Source organism: Kitasatospora sp. NPDC051705, from assembly GCF_044453265.1.
Classification (GTDB): Bacteria; Actinomycetota; Actinomycetes; order Streptomycetales; family Streptomycetaceae; genus Kitasatospora.
The window spans coordinates 1-19,019 of sequence record NZ_JBITCO010000037.1 but is presented as its reverse complement, the minus strand read 5'-3'; the positions used below and the strand labels follow the sequence as shown (position 1 = coordinate 19,019).

Genomic DNA, 19,019 nt, shown 5'->3' with positions numbered 1-19,019 from the left:
CTCCTTTCCTCGCACTTGCCTAATGCGCAAGCGAATCATGCATGGACGGTCAACGGGTCTCGAACGAGAACCCGGCCGTGCTGGAGCTGAACCCGCACATCGCGACAGACTCCTCGCCTATCTTCTTCCACGGTCCCCATGCGGTGTACGTGATGTCATGGGCGTTGTTCCGGCCACGCACGACGGTACATTTGATCTGGGCGCGATGCTCCTTCATCTCCCTCGGCCCGGGACTGATGCACCAGGAGGTCGCCTTCCCCCGGCCCAGGTCCAGCCCGGCCTTGACGGAGCAGGCAGCAGGCTGCGCGGAGGCCGTCGCGGGGACCGCCACGGCGGCGCCGGCCGCGACCACCGCGACGACAGCCGCCCTGGAGAATCGAGTACCGTGCATTCTTCTGTTCCCTCCCGAAGATGTAACGAATAAGCCGATTCCTGGACCTTCATCGGCGGAATCCCGGCTTATGCCGCACAATCTAGGAGCCGCCGCTTGCCGTATTCAAAGACAGGAGGCACCCCGGGAGGCACGCTGTTCTCGCTTGACAGGCCAACGCATTTCCGGGCGGGGCGGGCCGGCCGCTGGTGCGTGCATCCGTCCTCGGGGTGCTGCCGGGGACACCCCGTGACCGCCGACCGGCGCCCGGGCCGTGCCGGTCGGCGTGTCGGTCGGCGGTGCCGGGCCCCAGGTACGGCCGCGGCCCCGCACCCCGGGCGGGCCGGGGTGCGGGGCCTGTCGTTCACCGGTGCCCGCTCAGGAGCACGGCGGGCAGCCGGTCAGTGCCATGCGTCGCAGGCGACGAGGTGGTCGTCCATGTTGTAGATGCAGGCACGGACCCAGTTGCCGGGGCCGTCGTAGATGCTGTCGCCCCAGGCGGCGGTGTTCACCACCGTGCTGAGGATGCCGTCCCAGGTGCTGCCGCCGTCGTAGGACCGGTCCATGTAGGTGTCGAAGTTGTGGTTGGGGGAGTACCCCTGCTGGGTCGCCCACTCGTGGTGGTTCTTGTCCAGGGTGGTGGCGAGGGTCCACCAGCCCCAGCCGGCGCTGTCGCACTGGGACCAGTACACGCCGACGACGCAGTTGTGGTCGGTGGCGGGCTGCGGGCTGACGTTGAGCCGGGTGCCCTCCTCGCGGCTCTTGGCCTCGGCGGCGAGTGCGATCTTCGCCTGGTCCGTGGCCGCGCGCTGCGCCGGGGTGAGAACGGCGAGTTCCTGGTTGCCGCCGATGATGACCGGGTTGTCGATCGATCCGAGCGGCGCCTGCGGGTTGTAGCTGTGGTGGCCGGCCGCGGCCTTGACGGGGGAGGCGGCGTTCGCCGGGGCGGCGAGGGTGCCGAGTGCGGTGGTGGCGGCGACGGCCGCGAGAACGGTGGCGAGCTTGAGGCGGATGGTCACGGACTGTTCCTCTTCTTCGGGCGGACGGCGATGGTGGCGCGGGGGTGAGGGGCACGACCGCGCCCCGGCCGCCGTGATCCCACGGCGGACCGTCAACTCCCCACCCGTGAACACCGCTTACGTCGGCCTGTGGTCTCCGGCGCCATGAAATCTAGGCTGGGTCGGCGCGCTGTGGTGCACATGCCGTGCAGGGCCTCCCGACCCTGCGTGCAGTGCGGTCCGGAGGGCGTTCGCGCGGTGCTCGGTCGGCGTGATGCCGTACGCCTCGCGGAACGCGCGGCTGAAGACGGTGGCGTTCGGGAAGCCCCAGCGGCCCGCGATCGCCTGGACGGAGTGGTTCCTCAGCTCGTGGCGCGCGAGGTCGGCGTGGCAGCGTTCGAGCCGGCTCCGGCGGATGGAGGCCGCGACGCTGACGGGTTGCCCCTCGAAGAGCGTGTAGAGGCCGCGCAGGGAGATGTGGTGCCGGTCGGCGATGGTCCGGGGCGTCAGGTCCGGGTCGCCGAGGTTGTGCTCGATGAAGCCGGCGATCCGCTGTCGCATGGCCCGGGCGCGGGCCTCGGCCGGTGCCTCGCCGAGGGCTCCGAGGTGCTGGGCCAGGCAGGCGGTGGCCAGGTCGACGGCGATGGATCCCAGGCGTCCGGTTTCCTCGGCCCGGCAGTCCGGGCCGTGCGTGACGAGTGCGGTCAGGAAGTCGGCGAGGATCGCTCCCGTTCCCCCGGACACGGGGATGGGCCGGGCGAGTAGGCGGTCGGTCCGGCTCGGCTGCAGTGGCAGGACGGACCGGGGCATCTGCAGCACGATCGCCTGCACGAGCCCGCCGTCGGAGGTCGTCCCGGTGTCCTCCGGGGCAGGTGAGGTGCCCGGCCGTAACGGGTCCTCCGCGATCACCGCCTCGGGGCGGGGCCGGGGCACCCGGAGGGCGCGTGGCGTCGTCAGCACCAGCTGGTACTGCTCGGGGTCACCCCGCGGGACACGGAACGGGGTGCGGTGCGACCGGACCGGCGAGACGGCGAAGGTCGACACCTGTACGGGCCCCAGCCCCAGGTTCGTGATCCTGGCAGGGACGCCGGCCAGGTGTTCCGTGGCGAGCGCGACGAGCATCAGCTCACCGGAGACCGCCTCGCTCGGCACCGGTTCACTCGGTACCGCCTCGCTCGGCCCTGGCTCGCTCGGCCCTGGCTCACTCGGCGCCGCTTTACCGGACGCCGCCTCGCTCGGCCCCGCCTCACCGGACCGGGTGAACCTGTCCGCCGACGGTACGGCGGCTGCCGGTGCACTGCACGATCCCACGAAACCCTCCAGATGCTCACGGTGTGACAGGAACCCGGTCCTTGCGTCGGCGGAGATCACGCCCCGCCGGCGATCGGACCGGTCGACGGCCCGGCCGGGTCCGCCTCAGTACGCGACGGTGAAGCGCGTGCGCTGGTGGGCGGGCCGCTCGGCCTCGTCGAGCAGGGCGACGGCGAGGTCCTCCATCGAGACGGCGGAGACACCGTCGGCGTCGACCAGCAGTTCGTCCTTGCCGAGCCGGTAGCGGCCGGTGCGCTCACCCGGTGCGAGGAGGGCGGCGGGGCTGAGGTAGGCCCAGTCGACCTCGGTGTCCGCGCGGCACAGGGCGAGCTGCTCGCCACAGGCCCGGGCGATGGGCAGCCAGGAGGGCGGGAAGGCGGGGTCGTCGACGACGGTGGCGCCGTCGCCGCCCGGCAGGGTGAGGCTGCCGGCGCCGCCGACGAGCAGCAGGCGCACGCCCGTCCCGGCCAGGCCGGCCAGCAGGCCCTTGGTGGCGGTGGCGAGTTCGGGCTCGCTGCCGGGCGCCGGGCGGGTGGCGCCGATCACCACGTCCTGGCCGGTGGCCAGCCGGGCGACGTCCTCGGGGATGCGGGCGTCGCCGGTGGCGACGGTGACGGCGCCGGGCAGGCCGTGCGGCCGGGCGGGGTCGCGCAGGACGGCGGTGACCTGGTGGCCGCGGGCGACGGCCTCGGCCACCACCCGGCTGCCGACGTTGCCGGTGGCGCCGAAGACGGTGATGCGCATGGGGTTCTCCGGTTCAGGAAGGGGACGTACGGGGGACGAACGGGTTTCGGGCGAGGCAGGCGCTCGGGCGCCGTGGACGGTCGGAGGGTGCTCGGGCTCAGCGGGTGCGCCCGTGGACGGGCTGCCGCGTCGCGGCGGCCGTGGCCGGCGCGGGCTGCGCGGCGGGGGAGACCGGGCCCTGCGGGGCGGCGGGGCCGGTCCGCCGCTGCGTCTGCGCCGCGACCAGCGAGCCGAGCACGATCACCGCCCCGAGCGCCTGGACGGGGCTAAGGTCCTGCCCGAGGGCGAGCCAGCCGAGCGCGGTGGCGACCACCGGGCTGAGCAGCCCGAGGAAGGTGACGGAGGTCGGCGGCAGCGCGCGGATCCCGCGGAACCACAGCGCGTACGCCACGGCCGCGCCGATCACGCTGAGGTAGCCGTAGCCGAGCAGGTTGCCGCCCGTCAGGTGGGTCGGCGGCGCGCCCTCCACCAGGAGTGCGACCGGGAGCAGCAGCAGACCGCCCGCGGTGAGCTGCCAGCCGGTGGTGGCGAGCAGCGGGGCCGGTGAGGTCCACCGCTTGGAGAGGACGACGCCGGTGGCCATCACGACCGCGCCGCCGAGTGCGGCGGCCACCCCGAGGGCGTCGAGCTGCGCACCGGCGCGCAGGACCATCAGGCTGACGCCGGCCACGCCGGCGATGCCGGACAGCACGGTGCGCAGGGAGAGCCGCTCGCCCAGGAGCCCGGCGGAGAGTCCGGCGGCGATCAGGGGCTGGACCGAGCCGAGGGTGGCCGCGACCCCGCCGGGCAGCCGGTAGGCGGCGATGAAGAGGAGCGCGAAGAACGCGCCGATGTTGAGCGCGCCCAGCACCAGCGAGCGCCACCACCAACTGCCCTTCGGCAGGCGGCGGGTGACTGCGATGAGGAGCAGGCCGGCCGGCAGGGCGCGGATCACCCCGGCCAGCAGCGGCCTGCCGGGCGGGAGCAGTTCGGTGGTGACGAGGTAGGTCGAGCCCCAGATGGCGGGGGCGAGGGCGGTCAGCAGCACGATGGCGAGTCGATTACTTAGCACTAAGTCAATGTATCTCAGCGCTAAGGCATCTGGATGCGGCCCCGGGTGATCGCCGATGTGAGGTACCTCACCGCTAAGACATCGCCTACCCTGGACCCGTGGCAGATCACGTGGACCGGGTGGTGCGGCAGTGGGGCACGGAGCGCCCCGACCTCGACGTCTCTCCGATGGAGGTCTTCGGCCGGCTCACACGCCTCAGCCGCCTCGTCGACACCGAACTGAAGCGGAACTTCACCGAACACGACCTGGACGCCGCCTCCTTCGACGTCCTCGCCACCCTGCGCCGCAGCGGCCCGCCCCACCTCCTCACCCCCACCGGCCTGATGCAGTCGTCGATGGTCACCTCCGGGGCGATCAGCCAGCGCCTCGACCGGCTGGAAGCCCGCGGCCTGGTCACCCGCACGCCCAGCGGGGCCGACCGCCGCAGCCGCCGCGTGGCCCTCACCCCCGAGGGCCGCGCCCTGGTCGACCGCGCCCTCCCCACCCACCTCGCCGTCGAACGGCGCGTCCTCTCCGGCCTCGACGCAGCGCAGACCGAGGCCCTGGTGGCCGCCCTGCGCACCGTGCTCACCGCGCTGGGCGACGACACCTCGGGCGACGGCGAGGCCGGATGACGGCCGCATCTGCTGCTCGGCCGACGCGTCGGACCGGACGGACTCGACCACGGCGACGAGAAGGTCCTGCTGCTCCTGCCACCAGGTTCGCGCGGGCGAGCCACGGAGAGAAGTAGCTCATCCCCACCCTCGTGTGTGACCTGTTGGTTGTGGTGGGCGTGAAATGGCCTCGGATGCCGAGTTGTCTGGACCTTTGGTTGGACCTGTTGGGGGCTTTGCGAATCTGTTGTTTGTTGTCACTGGGGGATCAGCTGGTGTCACTAGTCCCTGTTGACGGCGGCGTGTGGGGGCGGGGGAGTCGTGGGTGTCACCGGGGTGCGGATGTGTGGTGACATCAGGAGACGCCGCCAGGTGACATCATGATGCAGATCGCTTTGCCAGCCAGCATGGCGGGCTCCAGCCCTGGATGCCGGGTGGCCGGTGTTCAATACCGGGGTGGTGGACTGGGCACGCATACGTGACAGCGGTTTCGATGTCGATCGCGTCCCGGTGCTTCTGGCGCGGCTGGAACGCCGGGACGACGCGGATGCGTGGCAGGAGCTGGGCTGGCGGCTCGTCCTCGAGGGCGACCTGGTCTTTCCGGTCGGCTTCGCCGCCCTGCCGCGGTTGGTGAGCCTCGCGCCGCGCAGCGCGCAGGCGCGCGCCTTGGCGGGGCGGATCCTCGAGCGCGCGGCCGCGCACCACGGCTGCGACGACCTGCTGGCGGACTGCGCCGGCACGATCGCGGAGTTCGGCGAGACGCTGGACCGGCACCTGCGGTCACGGCCGACCGACTATCTCGTCTCCTTCCGTGCTCTGCTCGCCGTCGTGCAGGAGTACCACTGGGCGAACGCTCTGGAGGGCTTCACGGACGACATCTACGAGCTGGAGTGCCCGCACTGCGCTGCGGGGATGAAGATCGCCCTCGGCCGGTTCGGGTGCTACTCACAGGTGTGGGACGGCGACGAGGAACTGCGACGGGAACTGCGACCGGCCGTCGCCGAGGAGCTGACCGGGACCGGCCGGTGGATGTACCGGACCGCGGTCCGTGACGAGCAGGCGGTGCTCGCCGACGGGATCGCTCACCTCTTCGGCGAGGCGGAATGCCCGGTGTGCGCCAGTGTCTTCAACATCGCGGACGAGTACACCCACGCCAACCGTCCGGCCGCATTCATCGATCGGGTCCCCTCCTCGGCCCAGGACACCGGAGCGGGCGCATCCCCCAGCCACCCGGCAGGCGGTGTCGGTACGGGGCCCTACGCTGCGCCCGGAACGAAGCCGAGCAGACAGGGACCGTGATGGCGTTGACGTTGGATGAGGCCGTGGAGCAGCTCGGCCACCGGTTGTCGCCGAAGCGGCGTTGCGCCGCGACGCGGCTGCGCCGGCTTGCCGACCCCGCGGCGGGTCCGCCGCTCCTGGAGGCTCTTGAGCGGGAGGTTCGTGACCCCCGTACGTGGGAGACCCAGTACCAGATGGTCATGGCACTGGGGATGTGCGGGCACCGCCCCGCGCTCGGCCTGCTCCGGGACCTTGCCCAGCGCCCCTTCGAGGCGACCACGGTGTACACCGCGCTCGGCGACGCCATCGTGCGGCTGAGCGCTCCCGAAGCCACGGGCGATTCCCTGCGCTGGTGCCTGGACAGCGGAACCCCGATGCTCGCCGACGGCGCCCTGCGCGCTGTCGCCATGCAGCGGCTGCGCCCGGACACAACCACGATCGACCACGTTCTCGATCTCCTCGGCCCCCTGGGCCCCCACGATGGCCTTCGGTTCTGGGCCGCGGCCGCCGCAGCGGGATGGCCGGGCCCCCGGGTTCAAGAGTTCCTCCGGGATTGCGCAGCCGGCCCTCGAGCCGACGTGGCCAGTGCAGCCGCCTCGTCCTTGCAGGGCAAGTACCAGACCTACACGCCCTTGTAGCAACCCGGCCGATCCACGTTCGACGGCGCGCCGGTGGCTGTTCGCGGTCGGTGGCTGGCCTCATGGTTCCCGGAGCCCTGGTGGGGGCCGGTCAGCGGCCGGCCAGGTGGCGGGAGGTGAGTTCGACGTCCTGGAGCTGGGCGGTGGTCAGGTGTCGGGCTTCCCAGATGACGGCGGCCACGTCCGTGGCCCGTGGGTGGAGCGGTGGCAGGTCGTCCGGGAGGCGGACACCGCCGAGCGCCGCCAGATCGCGGGCGGGAATGCCGAGCAGGCCCGCGAAGCCGGCGACCAGTTCGGGTGTCGGTTCGACGGTGCCGCGGCCGATCCCGCCGACGGTGGAGGCCGACAGGTAGATCCGCCCGTCGGTCACCGCGTGCAGAGCCTTCGCCGTGCACGTCCAGGTGAGGTTCCGGCTGTGCGTGAGCTCCAGCAGCACCGCGCCGAAGCCCGGCTCGTACCGGTGGTACGGCCGGTCGGTCCCGCCCCGCCCCTCCCGCGACACAAGCGGCTGCGCCCGGATCGCGTCCAGCAGCAGCCGCCGGTTCTCGGCGGGCATGACCATCGTGTTGTAGACGACGGTGCTGACCGACCAGTGCGGATTGCGGGTCACCGGTGTCAGGTCGTCGGGTACCGGTTGCCCGGCGAGAACGAAAAGGTCGGCGGCGTGCAGGCCGAGCACCGGCCCGAGACCCCTGAGCAGGCGTTCAGTCGGCGCCCGCCCGTCGAGTACCGCCTGTAGATCCGCCGGGTTGGCGCCTGCCGCCGCCGAGAGCACGGCGGAGTCGAGCACCCGATGGCCCATCAGGCACGCCAACAGCGCATCGAACTCCAGCACCCCAGTCATCCCGCCAACCTATCGACCTTGGCCTTGAGCGGGGCCGGGCGGGCGTGTTGCGCCGCCCGCCCGCCCGGTTCGCCGGCCCTGCCGCCGTGCGGTTCGCCGGCCTCGTGCCGGCTGTCTCCCGCCGTGCTGCCCCGTTGCTGCGCCCTGGCCGCCGTCCGGGCCTGCGCCGCTGTCCGGTGTGCTGCGCCTGGCTCCGGCTTGGCTGGGTTCGCGTCATGCTCGGGCGGGGCTGCGCCGTTGCTCGCCTCGCTGCGCCGCCGTCCCGGCCTGGCTGGGCTGGGGGCTGGTGCTGGGTGGTCGTCAGGCCGCCCTGGGGGCCGTCCTGGCGTCGTCCTGGGTGGTTGGTGGGTGTGCGGCGGAGTCGACCGCTTCGCAGGCGCGCCGGGTCGGGCCTGCCGAGCTGCCTGGCGTGTGTTCGGGCGCGAGCGGCGTCCCCGTTCTGACCGAGGGGCAGGTACTTCGCGGCTGTTGCACTCAATGGTTGCGGAACTGCTCCCAGGGGTCGGGGAGCGGGGCGTTCGGGTCCTTGCCTTCGGTGGACAGGCCGGCGTAGGCGCGCAGGGCGCAGTGCCCGGTCGGCACCTTCCACCGACTCAGAGCGTTCATTGCAGGGTATGGCCTGGCATCCGCGCCCTGGTCGGCGACGAAGCGCACGACACGCTGCTGCACGTCGCTCAGATCGCCGAAGGACTGCGGGGGTTCGGCGGGTTCGCCTGGGAAAAGCAGCGTGAACAGCATTTGCACTGTGTAGTACTTGTCGTAGAACCTCTCGACGCCCGTGCAGTCAGCCAGGCCGGCCAGCACGGCATCGACCGCCCGGAGCGTCGTGGCCTCGGACGTTTCGGCCAGGGCCATCATCGCGAGGCTGCCGTAGGAGCCGCTCAGGAACGACATCGTCCCGGTCTTCTCCGGCGGCCGGGCGACGACCTGGATCAGCACGTCGACGACGGCCGGACAGGCGATGCCGAGCCGCGTCAGCGCGAAGGCGGAGGCCCAGCGCAGCTCGACGATGGGGCTGTCCAGGTAGCTTTCGATGAAGGGGACGGTCGCCGGCTCGCCGAGCAGCCCGAGGGCGACCACTCCCGTCGCCGCGGCGCCAGGTGAGACTTCATCGGCGACGAACGCCTTGAGCAGCGGAACCGATATCGAGGCGAACTCGGGGAACCATGCGAGCAGGTTCGCGGTCTCGGCGCGCAGTTCGGGGCTATCCGAGGCAAGCAGGACGGCGAGTGCGGGAAGTGCTTCCCGAACGGCGTCATAGGAACGCACCACCGCTTCGGCGTCGATGAGTACTTGCTCGCAGCTCTCCTTGCGCTGTTTGCGCTGCTCATCGTCCGCGGCTTCGGCTATCCACTGAGCCCAATCGTCGGCTTCGCCTCGCATCCTTGCCAGGTAGTCGCGGTCTTCCCGAGGGTCGTAGCCGTTCGGCAGGTAGTTGTTGTCCAGCCCGATCGCTATGGCGGCCAGCAGGCCGACGAACCGGTGCCTGTTGACCAGTCTCGGGTCGAGTGCCATCCGCACGAGGAACGGAACGGTGTGCACCGCAGCCTGCGATCGCGTGCCCTGGTGCACGATCTTGTTCGCGAGCAGCACGCTCGGCGGGTACTGGCCCTCCCAATCCCCCGCCTGCATGGCCCGAAGGTGTCCGGGTACGTCGTCGGCCATGCCGTAGGAGTGTCGTAGTTGGGCCCAGGGCACATCGTCCAGGCCGGCAAGAGGGTCGCTGTCCGTCACAGCAGCAGATCCTGGCATTCCAGGAGTGCGTCCTGCGATTCGACGTCCGATCAGACGATGGCCATGCGATCGTCCGCGACCTGGGGGTCGGCGCTGGTGCGCTTGCCTATCCGCCCGGGCGGTTCGTCCTCGGCTGCGGGGTAGCCACCCGGGCCGCGCCGTCCTCGCCGTCGTTCAGGCCGTGGCTGGCTCCGGGCCCGGACTGGGCGTCCAGGCGCCGGAGGCGCCCTGGACGTCTCGGCGCCCCTGCTCCGGTCGTCGTCCGGCCCGTCCCGTCGTTCTGGCCCGGCGTTCGGTTTGGTGTCGCGCTTGTGGTGATTGCTCCGAGGTCGCCTCCCTCGAATTTCTCGACCGGGCTGGATCGGCGGTCGTGGTGTCGGTGGTGAGGGCCGTAGGCCCCTTTCCGGCGCATCCGAATTCGATTTCAGGGCGCTGCGCCTCGCGCGGCTTTCCTGTTTCGCATCGACAATGGATCGGATTGTAATTCGCATTCTCCCCCGTGGTGAAGCCTGACAGGGCTGTCGCGGGCAGTCTCCGAGGGGCTGGCTATTCGCCTCTCATGCCCGGTCGCAGGTAGTGGGTCTGTCCAGTGAACGGCTCTGTCCCGTAATCGGTGGTGACTAAGTGTGACGATCGCCGTTGGCATGGTGTGCGTGATGTCAACGAACTTGTGGGCGTGGTGTTCTCCGGGCTGTCGGCGCTGGTCGTCGAGGGTGTGACGGACGAGGGCGAGGTCATCCGGGTGTCGGCCCGGACTCGGGACGATCCGGTGCCGTGCCCGGTGTGCGGGCGGCCGACGGACCGGGTGCACAGCTTCCACGGGCGGGTGATCGCGGATCTACCGGTAGACGGTCGGCGGGTCGTGGTGTCGGTGCGGATCCGACGCCTGGTGTGCCCAGTGCTCGGTTGCCCGCGGCAGACGTTCCGCGAGCAGGTTCCCGGCGTGGTTGAGCGCTACCAGCGCCGAACCAGGCGCCTGGCCGACCAGCTCGGCCAGGTGGTGAAGGAGTTAGCGGGCCGGGCGGGCGCCCGCCTCTCTCGCACGCTGGCCTGCGCGATCTCCCGCTCGACCGCCCTGCGCCTGCTGATGCGCCGGGCACTGCCCCCGCCGCGTGTCCCGCGGGTGCTCGGCGTCGACGACTTCGCCCTCATACGCCGGCACCGCTACGCGACCGTGATCATCGACGCCGAGACCGGCGAGCGGATCGACGTCCTGCCCGGCCGCACCGCCCAGACCCTGACGGCGTGGCTGCGAGAGTACCCCGGGGTCGAGTACGTCTGCCGGGACGGCTCGGGCGGCTACGGCGAGGCGATCCGCCAGGCTCTGCCCGACGCGGTGCAGGTCAGCGACAGGTGGCATCTCTGGTCGAACCTGTGCGGCAGGGGCCTGGCCGAGATCCGCTCCCACGCCGCCTGCTGGGCCGCCGCCGTGAACCCCGTCCGGCCCGGAGGCGTACGCGAGCAGACCACCCGCGAGCGCTGGCACAAGGTCCACACCCTGCTCGGCCAGGGGGTCGGCCTACTCGAATGCGCCCGCCGCCTCGACGTCGCCTTGAACACCGTCAAGCGGTACGCGCGCATGCAGGAGCCCACCGGCGACCGCCGCGCACCCCGCTACAAGCCCACTCTCGTCGACCCCTACCGCGACCACCTGCGCAGGCGCCGGGCCGAGGACCCCGCGGTGCCCGTCACCCACCTCCTCCGGGAGATCAAGGAGTTGGGTTACACCGGCAGCGCCAACCTGCTGGTCCGCTACATCACCCAGGGCCGCGCGGATGGAGACAAGCCCGTCACCACCCCGAAACGCTTCGCCCGTCTCCTGCTCTCCCGCCCCGAAAACCTCCGGGACCAGGACACCGCGCTCCTGGTGGAACTCACCGGAACCTGCACCAAGATGACCGAACTCGCCCGCCTCACCGGCGAGTTCGCCCGGCTACTGGCCCCGGCCGAGGACAATGACGTCACTCACCGACTGGATCGCCCACGTCCGCGCCGCCGACCTGCCCCAACTACACTCCTTCGCCAACGGCCTCGAACTCGATCGCGCCGCCGTCGACGCCGGACTCACCCTCCCCTACAGCAACGGTCGCACCGAAGGCGTCAACACACGAACCAAGCGAATCATGCGGCAGATGCACGGCGGAGCAGGATTCCTCCTGCTCCGCCACCGCATCCTCCTCCAGTGATTACCACGTACCGTCACCACCGATTACGGGACAGAGCCGTTCTTTTGTACAGACCCCAGCCTCGCGGAGAACAGCAGAACTTGAAGGCAGTGCCGCCTTCCCATAACCGCCGACTTGAAGGCTGCCCAGGAGACCAACGCCGCGCTGCGCCCGTGCTGGGCATCCCGGGCGATCCGTGGTGGGAGGACCGGGTGCTGCACCCCAAGCTCTACCCGGTGAGGGACCGCAGGGTGTGACCTGTTGGTTGCCCGTTCCTCAAGGACCGCGGTATTAGGTGAGCATTTCGCCCCGGCCCGAGCCGCCGACGGGCTGGGCCTCCGAGTCCGGCAGAGCGGACGCGGAGACCTGCCGTCAGGCCGCCTCCGTCTGGCGGTCGGTTATGCGTCGGCCGGAGCCACGGTGCTCGGTAGCCCCCCCGACACGGTGGCAGGGGTCGGTCTGGTTCTCGCCAGGCCGTCTCAGTCCCATGGGCTGGTGGGCACCGGGCCCGGGGCGATGATCACCGCGATTTCGCCGTCGCGGGCACGGCCCGCCCAGACCTGGCCCCAGCCTTCCGGGACACCGAAGGTCAGCAGGTCGGCCCGGCGTTCCTCGTCGCGGGCGAGCTCGAAGTAGCCCTCGCAGAGGTCGTCGGTGGTCCGCCCGATCGGTGGGCCGCCGAATCCGGCGGCGGTCACGTCGGCCAGGTAGCGGTGGAAGGGCTCGGTCAGCAGTTGCCAGGCGGTGGCGTCGGCGAAGCAGCCCATGGCGTCCTCCGCCTCGAACCCCGCGCCGGCAGCGCGCAGGGCCGGGTCCTCGCCCACGCCGAGGGCGAGCTCCCACGTGGCCACCGGCTCGTCGCGCACGCGCAGGCGCGTGGCGGCGCACTCCCGATGTTCGGTGTAGTAGCCGCCGGAGAGGTGGGGCCAGTTGGCCCAGGAGACGTCCACCGGGTACTCGCCGGGCGGGATGCGGAACGCGAGCTCGCGCGGCGGCCTGGTGATCCAGGGCGAGTCCACGATCAACCGGCCGCTCGGCAGCCGGATCGTGGTGACCTCCTGAACCTCCGCTATCTCGATCCAGCTGTACGGGGTGTGCGGATCGCCGCCGATCCGCAGGCCCGGTGTGAACAGTCCGTCGAGGTACTCGCGCGTCTCCGGCCTGACCTCGTCCATTCCCGCCCCTTCCTTCTCTCACTTCTGTGAACCCTGCTGCCTCGGACGATACGCATCTCCGCAGACAACCCCCGGTGCCGCGGTCCGCGCGTGAAGTGGTCCGGGGCCGGGCACGAGGCATCTTTCCCAGGCCAGCGGCCCGCGCTGCGAACGCTGCGCTGCGTCCGTGTTGGACGTGCCGGGGCTCGATCGGGGGGAGGGCGGGTTCGGAGCTGGAGCTGACCGAGAAGGCCCGCCCGGGCCGGCGGCAGCCTGCCCGCTGTCCTGTCGGCCCGTCGTCGGGTCGGTACTACACCGCGTAGTCCCGACTGTCGGGCCCGGCAGGCGCTCGACTGCCGCGGCGCGGTCCACGGACGGTGTTGTGGAGTCGCCGTCGGCCGGGCAGGGTTCGCGCCCGGCTTCCTGGCCGCCTTCGCGGCGCTGCTGTCCGCGGTCCTGCAACCGGTGTTGAGGCCCGGAAAATTCGGGACCGGTGTTGGCCGGGTGCGGGATGCTGATGCCCATGAACGACCCGGAACAGCAGGATGTCGAAGACGAAGCGCAGGACGACGGGGAAGCAGCAGCCGCGGAGGTGGAGGCCAGCCGGGTGAGGACCACTCAGCTGCTGCCGCGGGACTTCGACCCGTTGGGTCCGCTGCGGGCGCAACTGGCAGATATCGGCCGGATCGTGAACCAGCCCCTGCTCGACACCATGGCGTCGATCAGGGCTCAGCAGAACGCGCAGATCGCGGCGGCGATGAACGCCGTCGTGAAGCCGAGGCTGAACATCATCGACCCCGCTCTGGCTGCTTCGATCGTCCGACCGCCGGCGCTGGCCGACAGTCTGCGGGAGGCGATGGCCGCAGTCACTGCCAGACAGAGTTCCGCGGTGACGGACGTGTTGCGGATCTTCGGTGCGGCCGACCAGGTGCGGGCCGGCTTCCTCGGCCCCTCGGTACGGCTGTTCGAGAACAGCTTCGCCGCCTCCGGCCTCGGCACGTACCTGGGACTCCTGGGTCCCGCCCTGACCGCCTCGCCCACCAATCCGCCGGTCCTGTCCAAGGGCCTGCAGGAGGCGGTGGCCGCAGTCACCGCCAGGCAGAACTCCATGGTGAAGGACGCGCTGAGGATCGCCGGTGCAGCCGAGCAGGTGCGGGCCGGCTTGCTCAGCAACTCGGTACAGCTGTTCCAGAACGACTTCGCGACCTCACACGCCTCGCCGTTGAGCCGGATCGCCGAAGATATCAGCCGCGCCTTCACCAAGGACCTGTTCGCCGGGTTCGCCAGCTTCCGCGACCTGTTCAAGGACTGGCTGCCGGACAACTTGACCGGCCTCAACGCCACACGATGGATGTGGCTGCTGCGCGTCGCTGCGAAGGACGGTACCTGCCTGGCCTGGGCGCCACGCGCGGAGATCGTCGACGCGCTCCTTACCCTGCCCAGCTCGGCGCGCCGGCGGCAGTACCTGGCCGACCACCGCCTGGAAGTCGTCGAGGACGTCGAAGCCAGCCTGGAAGAGGTCGACCACCCTGACCTGCTCGACCTGCGGACCCTCACCCTCCAGGCCGCCGCCTGCATCCGCGACGGCCACGACGCACCGGCGCAAGCCCTGCTGGGCAACGTGCTGGACACCCTCATGACCGCCCACGGCCGCGCCTGGCTGCGCAGCTACTTCCCCCAGGGCACCTTCCCGCCGGACCCGAACACCGGCAGCCACAAAGTGATCAAGGGAGTGCTCGGCGCCTACACCGGTAACTCCCAACTGCGAAGGCTGTCGGCCGTCCTCCTGGTCACCGCGATGAAGAACGTCTTCCTGAACGGTGTCGACCGCCAGCACACCTTCAACCGACACCTGAGCGCACACAAGGCATCCGCCCACACCTACCGCAGCGAGTTCGCCTTAGCCGCGCTCCTCAACACCCAGGCGCTGCTGCGCTTGGTGGACCGCTACCTGTACGTCTGAGCGCTCGTACCCAGCTGGAGGCCGCCCGTACCGCGAACGCCGCGCTGCGCCTGCGCGGCTGGAGCTGGCTTTGTACAGCAGCCGGCCCGGGGCTGAACCGAGCGCGACGTCGACGGCCTCGACGGCTGGGTGGCCCTGGTGGAGGGCCGGATCGTCCTCGGCGCCCTGCCGGGCGCCCTGCCGGAGCCCGTTGTCCACGCTGAGGCGTGGGAGGCCGGCGCGACGCTGCATGCCGCCCTCGCCCAGCACGCCCACCACCCCGAGCACGCCCTGGAGGAGGACGACGAGGAGGACGGGCTGTTCGGCGGCGTCCGCGGCCGGGTCCGCCGCCGGGCGGCCGGGATGACCCTGGAGAACCTCCAGCAGGCCCTGCACCGGGCCCGGGAGGACGAGCGCGCCGCCGACCGGTACGCCGACGCCGGCCACGAGAGCGCCCACGCCACCGCGGCCACCGTCTGCGCCGAGTGGCAGCGCGTACGCGACCACACCGTCGAGACCGGGGCCGACGCTACGACCCCGACCACGACACCGCCCTCCAGCACGCGCTGCGCCGCGAGCGCCACCGCCAGGACGTCGCCGAATGCGCCCGCGAAGCCGTCCACCAGGCCCGCCAGAGGTCCGACGCCGCCCTTACCGCAGCCTCGCCGGCACCGCCGCCCAGCCCCTCTACACCGCCCTGGAGCGCGCCGGCCTCCACACGCTCACCGACGACGACCACCAGGCCGTCCGCGACCTCACCCACCACCTCGACCCCGCCACGCTGCGCCAGGTCGCGAGCTGGCTGGAGCGCACCTGCACTGCGGCCTTCGCGTTGCGCGACACCGAGCAGGCCCGGCCCGTCCGGCCTGTCGTACGGCGCCGCCAGTTCTGACCGACCGTGCGGGCCCTCGGAGTCCGCTGCTCCTTCCGTTGCGCGCCCCGGCCGGTGATCCCCGACTGGGGCGCGCTGCTGCGTCGTCAGCACCGCTGTCCACCGCCGACCCCGGCCAGGGTGGCCGCCATGACGACGAAGAAGACCACGGCGCCCTGCCAGGCCCACGGCGCCGACGGCTGGGGCGACTGCCCGGTGGCGGAGCTGCGCACCGTCCAGACACGGCTCCTGGCGCTGCTGGAGCGGTACGCCGACGGCCTGCTGAGCATGGACTACCGGTTCAGCCCGGACAAGACCACCCAGCGGGCGATCCGCCTGCTCGCGGCCCTCCTGAACGTGCCTCCCAGAGCCGTACGCCGCCACGCCCGCGGCTCCCGCTGGCCCGCCAGCCGCAAGTTGCGCCGGGCGGTGAACCACCGGACGGAGGAGGAGTTCTGTCCCACGCGGCTGGCCGAGCGGGCAGCGAAGCAGGGCCGTGCAGAAGCCGCGGATGCCCGGCGCCGAGCCGCACGCGCGAGCCACGGAGAGACGTAGCTCATCCCCACCGCGGGGTGTGACCTGTTGGTGGGTGTGGGTGTGGAATGGCCTATCGCGCGGGGTTGTCTGGACCTTTGGTTGGACCTGTTGGGGTGGTGGGTCGGGTGATGGTCGGCCGTGTCGTTGGTGACTGTCTGTGACTGATTGGGTGATGGTTGGGTTGTCTCGGCCTCCAGTTCGGTGGCGGGGTTGTTTTCGCCTGTTTTTCGGGGGTGAATTTCGCTGGGTATTCCGCCTGGTTGTTTGGCGGATTGGTTGCCAGTGGTGGTGTGAATTCGGGTCGGATTTGAGGGGTGGGGTGGTGGCTGGGGGGTTGGTGTTCGGTTTGGTGAGGGGTTGGGCCCCGCGTCGTCGGGGTCTGCTGCGCCCTGCTCCGGTCGCCGTTGTCCGGGCCGGGCCCGCCTCGCTGTGCCCGTCCCGGGCCTGCTGTGCCCCTGCTCGGCTGTCGCCGTCCCGGGTCCGCCGTCCAGGCCGCGCCCTGGCCGGGTTCCTCGCTGCACCGCCGTCGCCGTCCGGCCTCGCTGCGCGGCCGTCCAGGGTGGTGCGCGGGCCGGGAGCGGCCGGTTCGGGCGGTGCCCGCCGCTGTGTCCCTCGCCGGGTGGCTGGGTGGTCGTCAGGCTGTCCTGGTGGTCCGCTTCCGGGTGTGGGCGCTCGTGGGGCAGAGCATGATCAGGGGGTTGGGCGGGCGTTCGTTCGCGTGGGGATCAAGAGAGGATGAGGATCATGAGTGAGTCTGAGCTCTCGCAGGCCGAGCAGGTGCCGGCGGCCGAGTCGGTGGCTTTGACGCTGCCTCAGGTGGCGTCGTGGATCGGCCCGGGTGCTAACGAGCCGGTGACCGCTGCTGAGATCGCCGGCGCGCTCGGGGAGGAAGGTCTGGGACGGATCGCGGGTGCGCTCGGCAAGGATCCTGCTGAGGCCGCGGCGTATCTGGCTGAGCGGCTGCCGCAGGCGACCGACGCGGCGACGCCAGATGGGTCGGTGAACCCCAGTGCCCGCCGCGGCCACCTGGCGCCTGACACGCTGCTTGTCCTGTGGGACGAGGTTCCCGACCAGATCACCATCCGGGAGCCCGCGGAAGGGATTCACTTCGGGCTCCGCTGAGCTCCTGAGGTCCCAAGCGCCGTGGAGGCTCTGGTGGTCTGGAAGGCCGTCCTGGCGCTGTCCTGGTGGTGGGTGGGTGCTGTCGCGTCCTCCTGTCGTGTGGGGTGCTGTCGCGTGGGGTGACGTGGGCGGATGCTCCTGTTCTCTTGTGTGTGGTGGGGGCGCGACAGGTGGGTGGGACAGGGTGCCGGGGCGCGGGCCGCGGCTGTTGCTCGGGTGGTGGTCGCCTCCGGTGCCGGCGACCGCCAGGTGCTGGCGGTCCTGGCCGCCGTCCGAGGCGCTGTCCGGGGCGGCGGGGCACGGCCGGCCGGTGGCCTGGTGGTGGGTGGGGGTGCAACGCGGGGGTGCGACGTGGTGTTGCGGTGGGGTGCAACACGGGGCCGTGTTGCGGGTCTGACCAGGTGTTATGTGGCCGTGGGCGGGGGTGGGTGGGTGTGTTGCACTTCGTGTTGCACCGGGCTGCGCCGGTTGGCCGGCCTCGGCGGCTCCCCGCCGCTCCGGCACCCCGTCCGAGCCGCCCGGCGCCGCGCCCCGCCGTCCCGCCGTTGGGGCCCTGGCCGCCGTCCTGGTCGGCCGCCAGGCCGTCCCGCTGCGCCCGTCTCGGCCGTCCGGCCGCTGTGCCCGTGTCCGCCCGGTGCCGTGCCCCGCTGCGCCCGCCCTGGCCGCCGTCCAGGTCCGATGTTCGGTTTGGTGTCGCTGCCCTGGGAATTTCCCGGGTGACGCTGGGTGGGATTTCCTGGGCGGTCTTGAAGGGCGGTCGCCCTGTCGAGGTGGAGGGCCGTAGGCCCCTTTCTGGCGCGCCTGAATTCGATTCCTCGCCGCTGCGCCCCGAAATGGGTTGTGATTGCCGCCGGAAAGGGAGCGGGAGGTAATTCGGATTCCCGCCGGGAGTGCGGCCGGATAGAGCTGTGATGGACGGTTGCTGCGAGGTTGTCTGTTCGCCTTCGGCGCCCGCCGGGGAACCGGTAGGATAGGGCTGTACGGAAGCCGGTGAAACGCTGCCGGATACGCTTCGGATTCCGGTTCGGAGTGTGCGGTTGAGGGCCCGTCAGGCACCGCCGCGCGGGGCGTCCGTGAGGGCCCGCCACCGGGGCCGGGGAGGCCCGAGCCGGACCGGAGGCCCCACCGGCACCCCCGAGGGCCGCAGGCCCCGCCCCAGGGGCGCCGGATGGGCCGACAGCCCAGCAATCAGGCGGCGGACCGGCCACCGGCCGGGACCGAGGGAGGGCTCCCGGGGGTGGGGTTGTGGTTGCTACCGGAAGTCCGCGACACATCGTCAACGCCGGGGGCCGCAGGCCCCCGGCCGGCACTCCGTCCGCCCGGAGGGATGGGCTACTACCCGAATTCCGCGTCACATCGTCAACGCTCACCCCCGGGCGCAGCCCGGGAAACCCTGCCAGTAAACCGGCCCGTAGGGCCGTGAAGACACCAGCCCAACAAGACAGGAAAGCCGACCGATTGACGGGCCGTAGGCCCGGGACAAATGCCCGAGAATGGCGGAGCGCAGCGACGCCAGACGCCCACCCCAACGGCGCGTGCCGCGCCCGCGAATTCGCCGCAGGCGAATTCCCCCAACCCCGCACCGCCCGCCGAGGCGCAGCCGAGGCCACACCACGCACGGTGACGGCGCAGCCGTCACCCCCCCCGGCCGCCCCGGCAGCCCGCCC

Annotated in this window: 16 protein-coding genes and 1 pseudogene; 8 read left to right on the top strand and 9 right to left on the bottom strand. The window is 71.6% G+C overall.

All coding sequences use genetic code 11. The features are described from left to right. Positions 1 to 49: 49 nt before the first annotated feature. From ACIA8Q_RS30900 to ACIA8Q_RS30880, 5 genes are all read right to left on the bottom strand, one after another. Positions 50 to 391, bottom strand: coding sequence for a hypothetical protein (locus ACIA8Q_RS30900; protein WP_396318068.1), 342 nt, complete (start codon positions 389 to 391; stop codon positions 50 to 52). Between the two features lie 380 nt (positions 392 to 771). Then, complete coding sequence (locus ACIA8Q_RS30895) at positions 772 to 1,389, bottom strand: hypothetical protein (RefSeq protein ID WP_360213469.1); 618 nt, start codon at positions 1,387 to 1,389, stop codon at positions 772 to 774. Positions 1,390 to 1,506: 117 nt separating this feature from the next. Then, the gene (locus tag ACIA8Q_RS30890) at positions 1,507 to 2,520 is read right to left on the bottom strand and encodes a helix-turn-helix domain-containing protein (RefSeq protein ID WP_396318067.1); all 1,014 of its coding nucleotides are present in this window, start codon (positions 2,518 to 2,520) and stop codon (positions 1,507 to 1,509) included. 264 nt (positions 2,521 to 2,784) lie between these two features. Then, positions 2,785 to 3,423, bottom strand: a complete 639-nt coding sequence (locus ACIA8Q_RS30885; RefSeq protein ID WP_360213465.1) for an NAD(P)H-binding protein — start codon at positions 3,421 to 3,423, stop codon at positions 2,785 to 2,787. Positions 3,424 to 3,520: 97 nt separating this feature from the next. After that, a complete protein-coding gene (locus ACIA8Q_RS30880; protein ID WP_396318066.1) occupies positions 3,521 to 4,474 on the bottom strand; it encodes an EamA family transporter in 954 nt (317 codons plus the stop codon). Between the two features lie 98 nt (positions 4,475 to 4,572). On the opposite strand from ACIA8Q_RS30880, the gene ACIA8Q_RS30875 reads away from it, so the two are divergent. The 3 genes from ACIA8Q_RS30875 to ACIA8Q_RS30865 all read left to right on the top strand — a co-directional run bounded on the left by ACIA8Q_RS30875 (position 4,573) and on the right by ACIA8Q_RS30865 (position 6,983). Further along, positions 4,573 to 5,088 (top strand): MarR family winged helix-turn-helix transcriptional regulator, encoded by a 516-nt coding sequence (locus ACIA8Q_RS30875; protein ID WP_396318065.1) that lies wholly within the window; start codon positions 4,573 to 4,575, stop codon positions 5,086 to 5,088. 435 nt (positions 5,089 to 5,523) lie between these two features. Next, positions 5,524 to 6,366 (top strand): hypothetical protein, encoded by an 843-nt coding sequence (locus tag ACIA8Q_RS30870; protein ID WP_396318064.1) that lies wholly within the window; start codon positions 5,524 to 5,526, stop codon positions 6,364 to 6,366. A 23-nt stretch (positions 6,367 to 6,389) separates the two neighbouring features. Next, the gene (locus ACIA8Q_RS30865; protein ID WP_396318063.1) at positions 6,390 to 6,983 is read left to right on the top strand and encodes a HEAT repeat domain-containing protein; all 594 of its coding nucleotides are present in this window, start codon (positions 6,390 to 6,392) and stop codon (positions 6,981 to 6,983) included. Between the two features lie 91 nt (positions 6,984 to 7,074). Here the strand turns inward: ACIA8Q_RS30865 and ACIA8Q_RS30860 are convergent, their stop codons facing one another. Further along, positions 7,075 to 7,827, bottom strand: coding sequence for a hypothetical protein (locus tag ACIA8Q_RS30860; RefSeq protein ID WP_396318062.1), 753 nt, complete (start codon positions 7,825 to 7,827; stop codon positions 7,075 to 7,077). 474 nt (positions 7,828 to 8,301) lie between these two features. Beyond that, positions 8,302 to 9,492, bottom strand: coding sequence for a HEAT repeat domain-containing protein (locus ACIA8Q_RS30855; protein WP_396318061.1), 1,191 nt, complete (start codon positions 9,490 to 9,492; stop codon positions 8,302 to 8,304). A 748-nt stretch (positions 9,493 to 10,240) separates the two neighbouring features. Here ACIA8Q_RS30855 and ACIA8Q_RS30850 point away from each other — a divergent pair. Continuing rightward, positions 10,241 to 11,747 (top strand): annotated as a pseudogene (locus ACIA8Q_RS30850) (ISL3 family transposase). Between the two features lie 458 nt (positions 11,748 to 12,205). On the opposite strand, the gene ACIA8Q_RS30845 reads toward ACIA8Q_RS30850, so the two are convergent. Continuing rightward, positions 12,206 to 12,901, bottom strand: coding sequence for a DUF4241 domain-containing protein (locus ACIA8Q_RS30845; protein WP_387906191.1), 696 nt, complete (start codon positions 12,899 to 12,901; stop codon positions 12,206 to 12,208). Positions 12,902 to 13,403: 502 nt separating this feature from the next. Between ACIA8Q_RS30845 and ACIA8Q_RS30840 the strand changes: the two genes are divergently transcribed. Then, entirely contained in the window at positions 13,404 to 14,843 is a 1,440-nt protein-coding gene (locus tag ACIA8Q_RS30840; RefSeq protein WP_396318060.1) for a hypothetical protein, read from the top strand. On the opposite strand, the gene ACIA8Q_RS30835 is transcribed toward ACIA8Q_RS30840, so the two are convergent. After that, positions 14,781 to 15,281 carry a hypothetical protein gene (locus ACIA8Q_RS30835; RefSeq protein WP_396318059.1) on the bottom strand — a complete coding sequence of 167 codons (501 nt, stop codon included), beginning with the start codon at positions 15,279 to 15,281 and terminating at the stop codon, positions 14,781 to 14,783. The genes ACIA8Q_RS30840 and ACIA8Q_RS30835 overlap by 63 nt on opposite strands. 142 nt (positions 15,282 to 15,423) lie before the next feature. Between ACIA8Q_RS30835 and ACIA8Q_RS30830 the strand changes: the two genes are divergently transcribed. The 3 genes from ACIA8Q_RS30830 (at position 15,424) to ACIA8Q_RS30820 (ending at position 17,352) form a co-directional block, all read left to right on the top strand. Then, positions 15,424 to 15,714 (top strand): hypothetical protein, encoded by a 291-nt coding sequence (locus ACIA8Q_RS30830; protein ID WP_396318058.1) that lies wholly within the window; start codon positions 15,424 to 15,426, stop codon positions 15,712 to 15,714. Positions 15,715 to 15,843: 129 nt separating this feature from the next. Further along, a complete protein-coding gene (locus tag ACIA8Q_RS30825) occupies positions 15,844 to 16,248 on the top strand; it encodes a hypothetical protein (RefSeq protein WP_396318057.1) in 405 nt (134 codons plus the stop codon). A gap of 726 nt (positions 16,249 to 16,974) precedes the next feature. After that, positions 16,975 to 17,352, top strand: coding sequence for a YidB family protein (locus ACIA8Q_RS30820; RefSeq protein WP_387907838.1), 378 nt, complete (start codon positions 16,975 to 16,977; stop codon positions 17,350 to 17,352). The last annotated feature ends 1,667 nt before the right edge of the window (positions 17,353 to 19,019 follow it).

Coding starts and splice junctions, on each gene's coding strand:
- ACIA8Q_RS30900 (WP_396318068.1), bottom strand. CDS start 391: ATGCACGGTACTCGATTCTCCAGGGCGGCTGTCGTCGCGGTGGTCGCG.
- ACIA8Q_RS30885 (WP_360213465.1), bottom strand. CDS start 3,423: ATGCGCATCACCGTCTTCGGCGCCACCGGCAACGTCGGCAGCCGGGTG.
- ACIA8Q_RS30860 (WP_396318062.1), bottom strand. CDS start 7,827: ATGACTGGGGTGCTGGAGTTCGATGCGCTGTTGGCGTGCCTGATGGGC.
- ACIA8Q_RS30855 (WP_396318061.1), bottom strand. CDS start 9,492: ATGGCCGACGACGTACCCGGACACCTTCGGGCCATGCAGGCGGGGGAT.
- ACIA8Q_RS30845 (WP_387906191.1), bottom strand. CDS start 12,901: ATGGACGAGGTCAGGCCGGAGACGCGCGAGTACCTCGACGGACTGTTC.
- ACIA8Q_RS30840 (WP_396318060.1), top strand. CDS start 13,404: ATGAACGACCCGGAACAGCAGGATGTCGAAGACGAAGCGCAGGACGAC.
- ACIA8Q_RS30830 (WP_396318058.1), top strand. CDS start 15,424: ATGCGCCCGCGAAGCCGTCCACCAGGCCCGCCAGAGGTCCGACGCCGC.
- ACIA8Q_RS30825 (WP_396318057.1), top strand. CDS start 15,844: ATGACGACGAAGAAGACCACGGCGCCCTGCCAGGCCCACGGCGCCGAC.
- ACIA8Q_RS30820 (WP_387907838.1), top strand. CDS start 16,975: ATGAGTGAGTCTGAGCTCTCGCAGGCCGAGCAGGTGCCGGCGGCCGAG.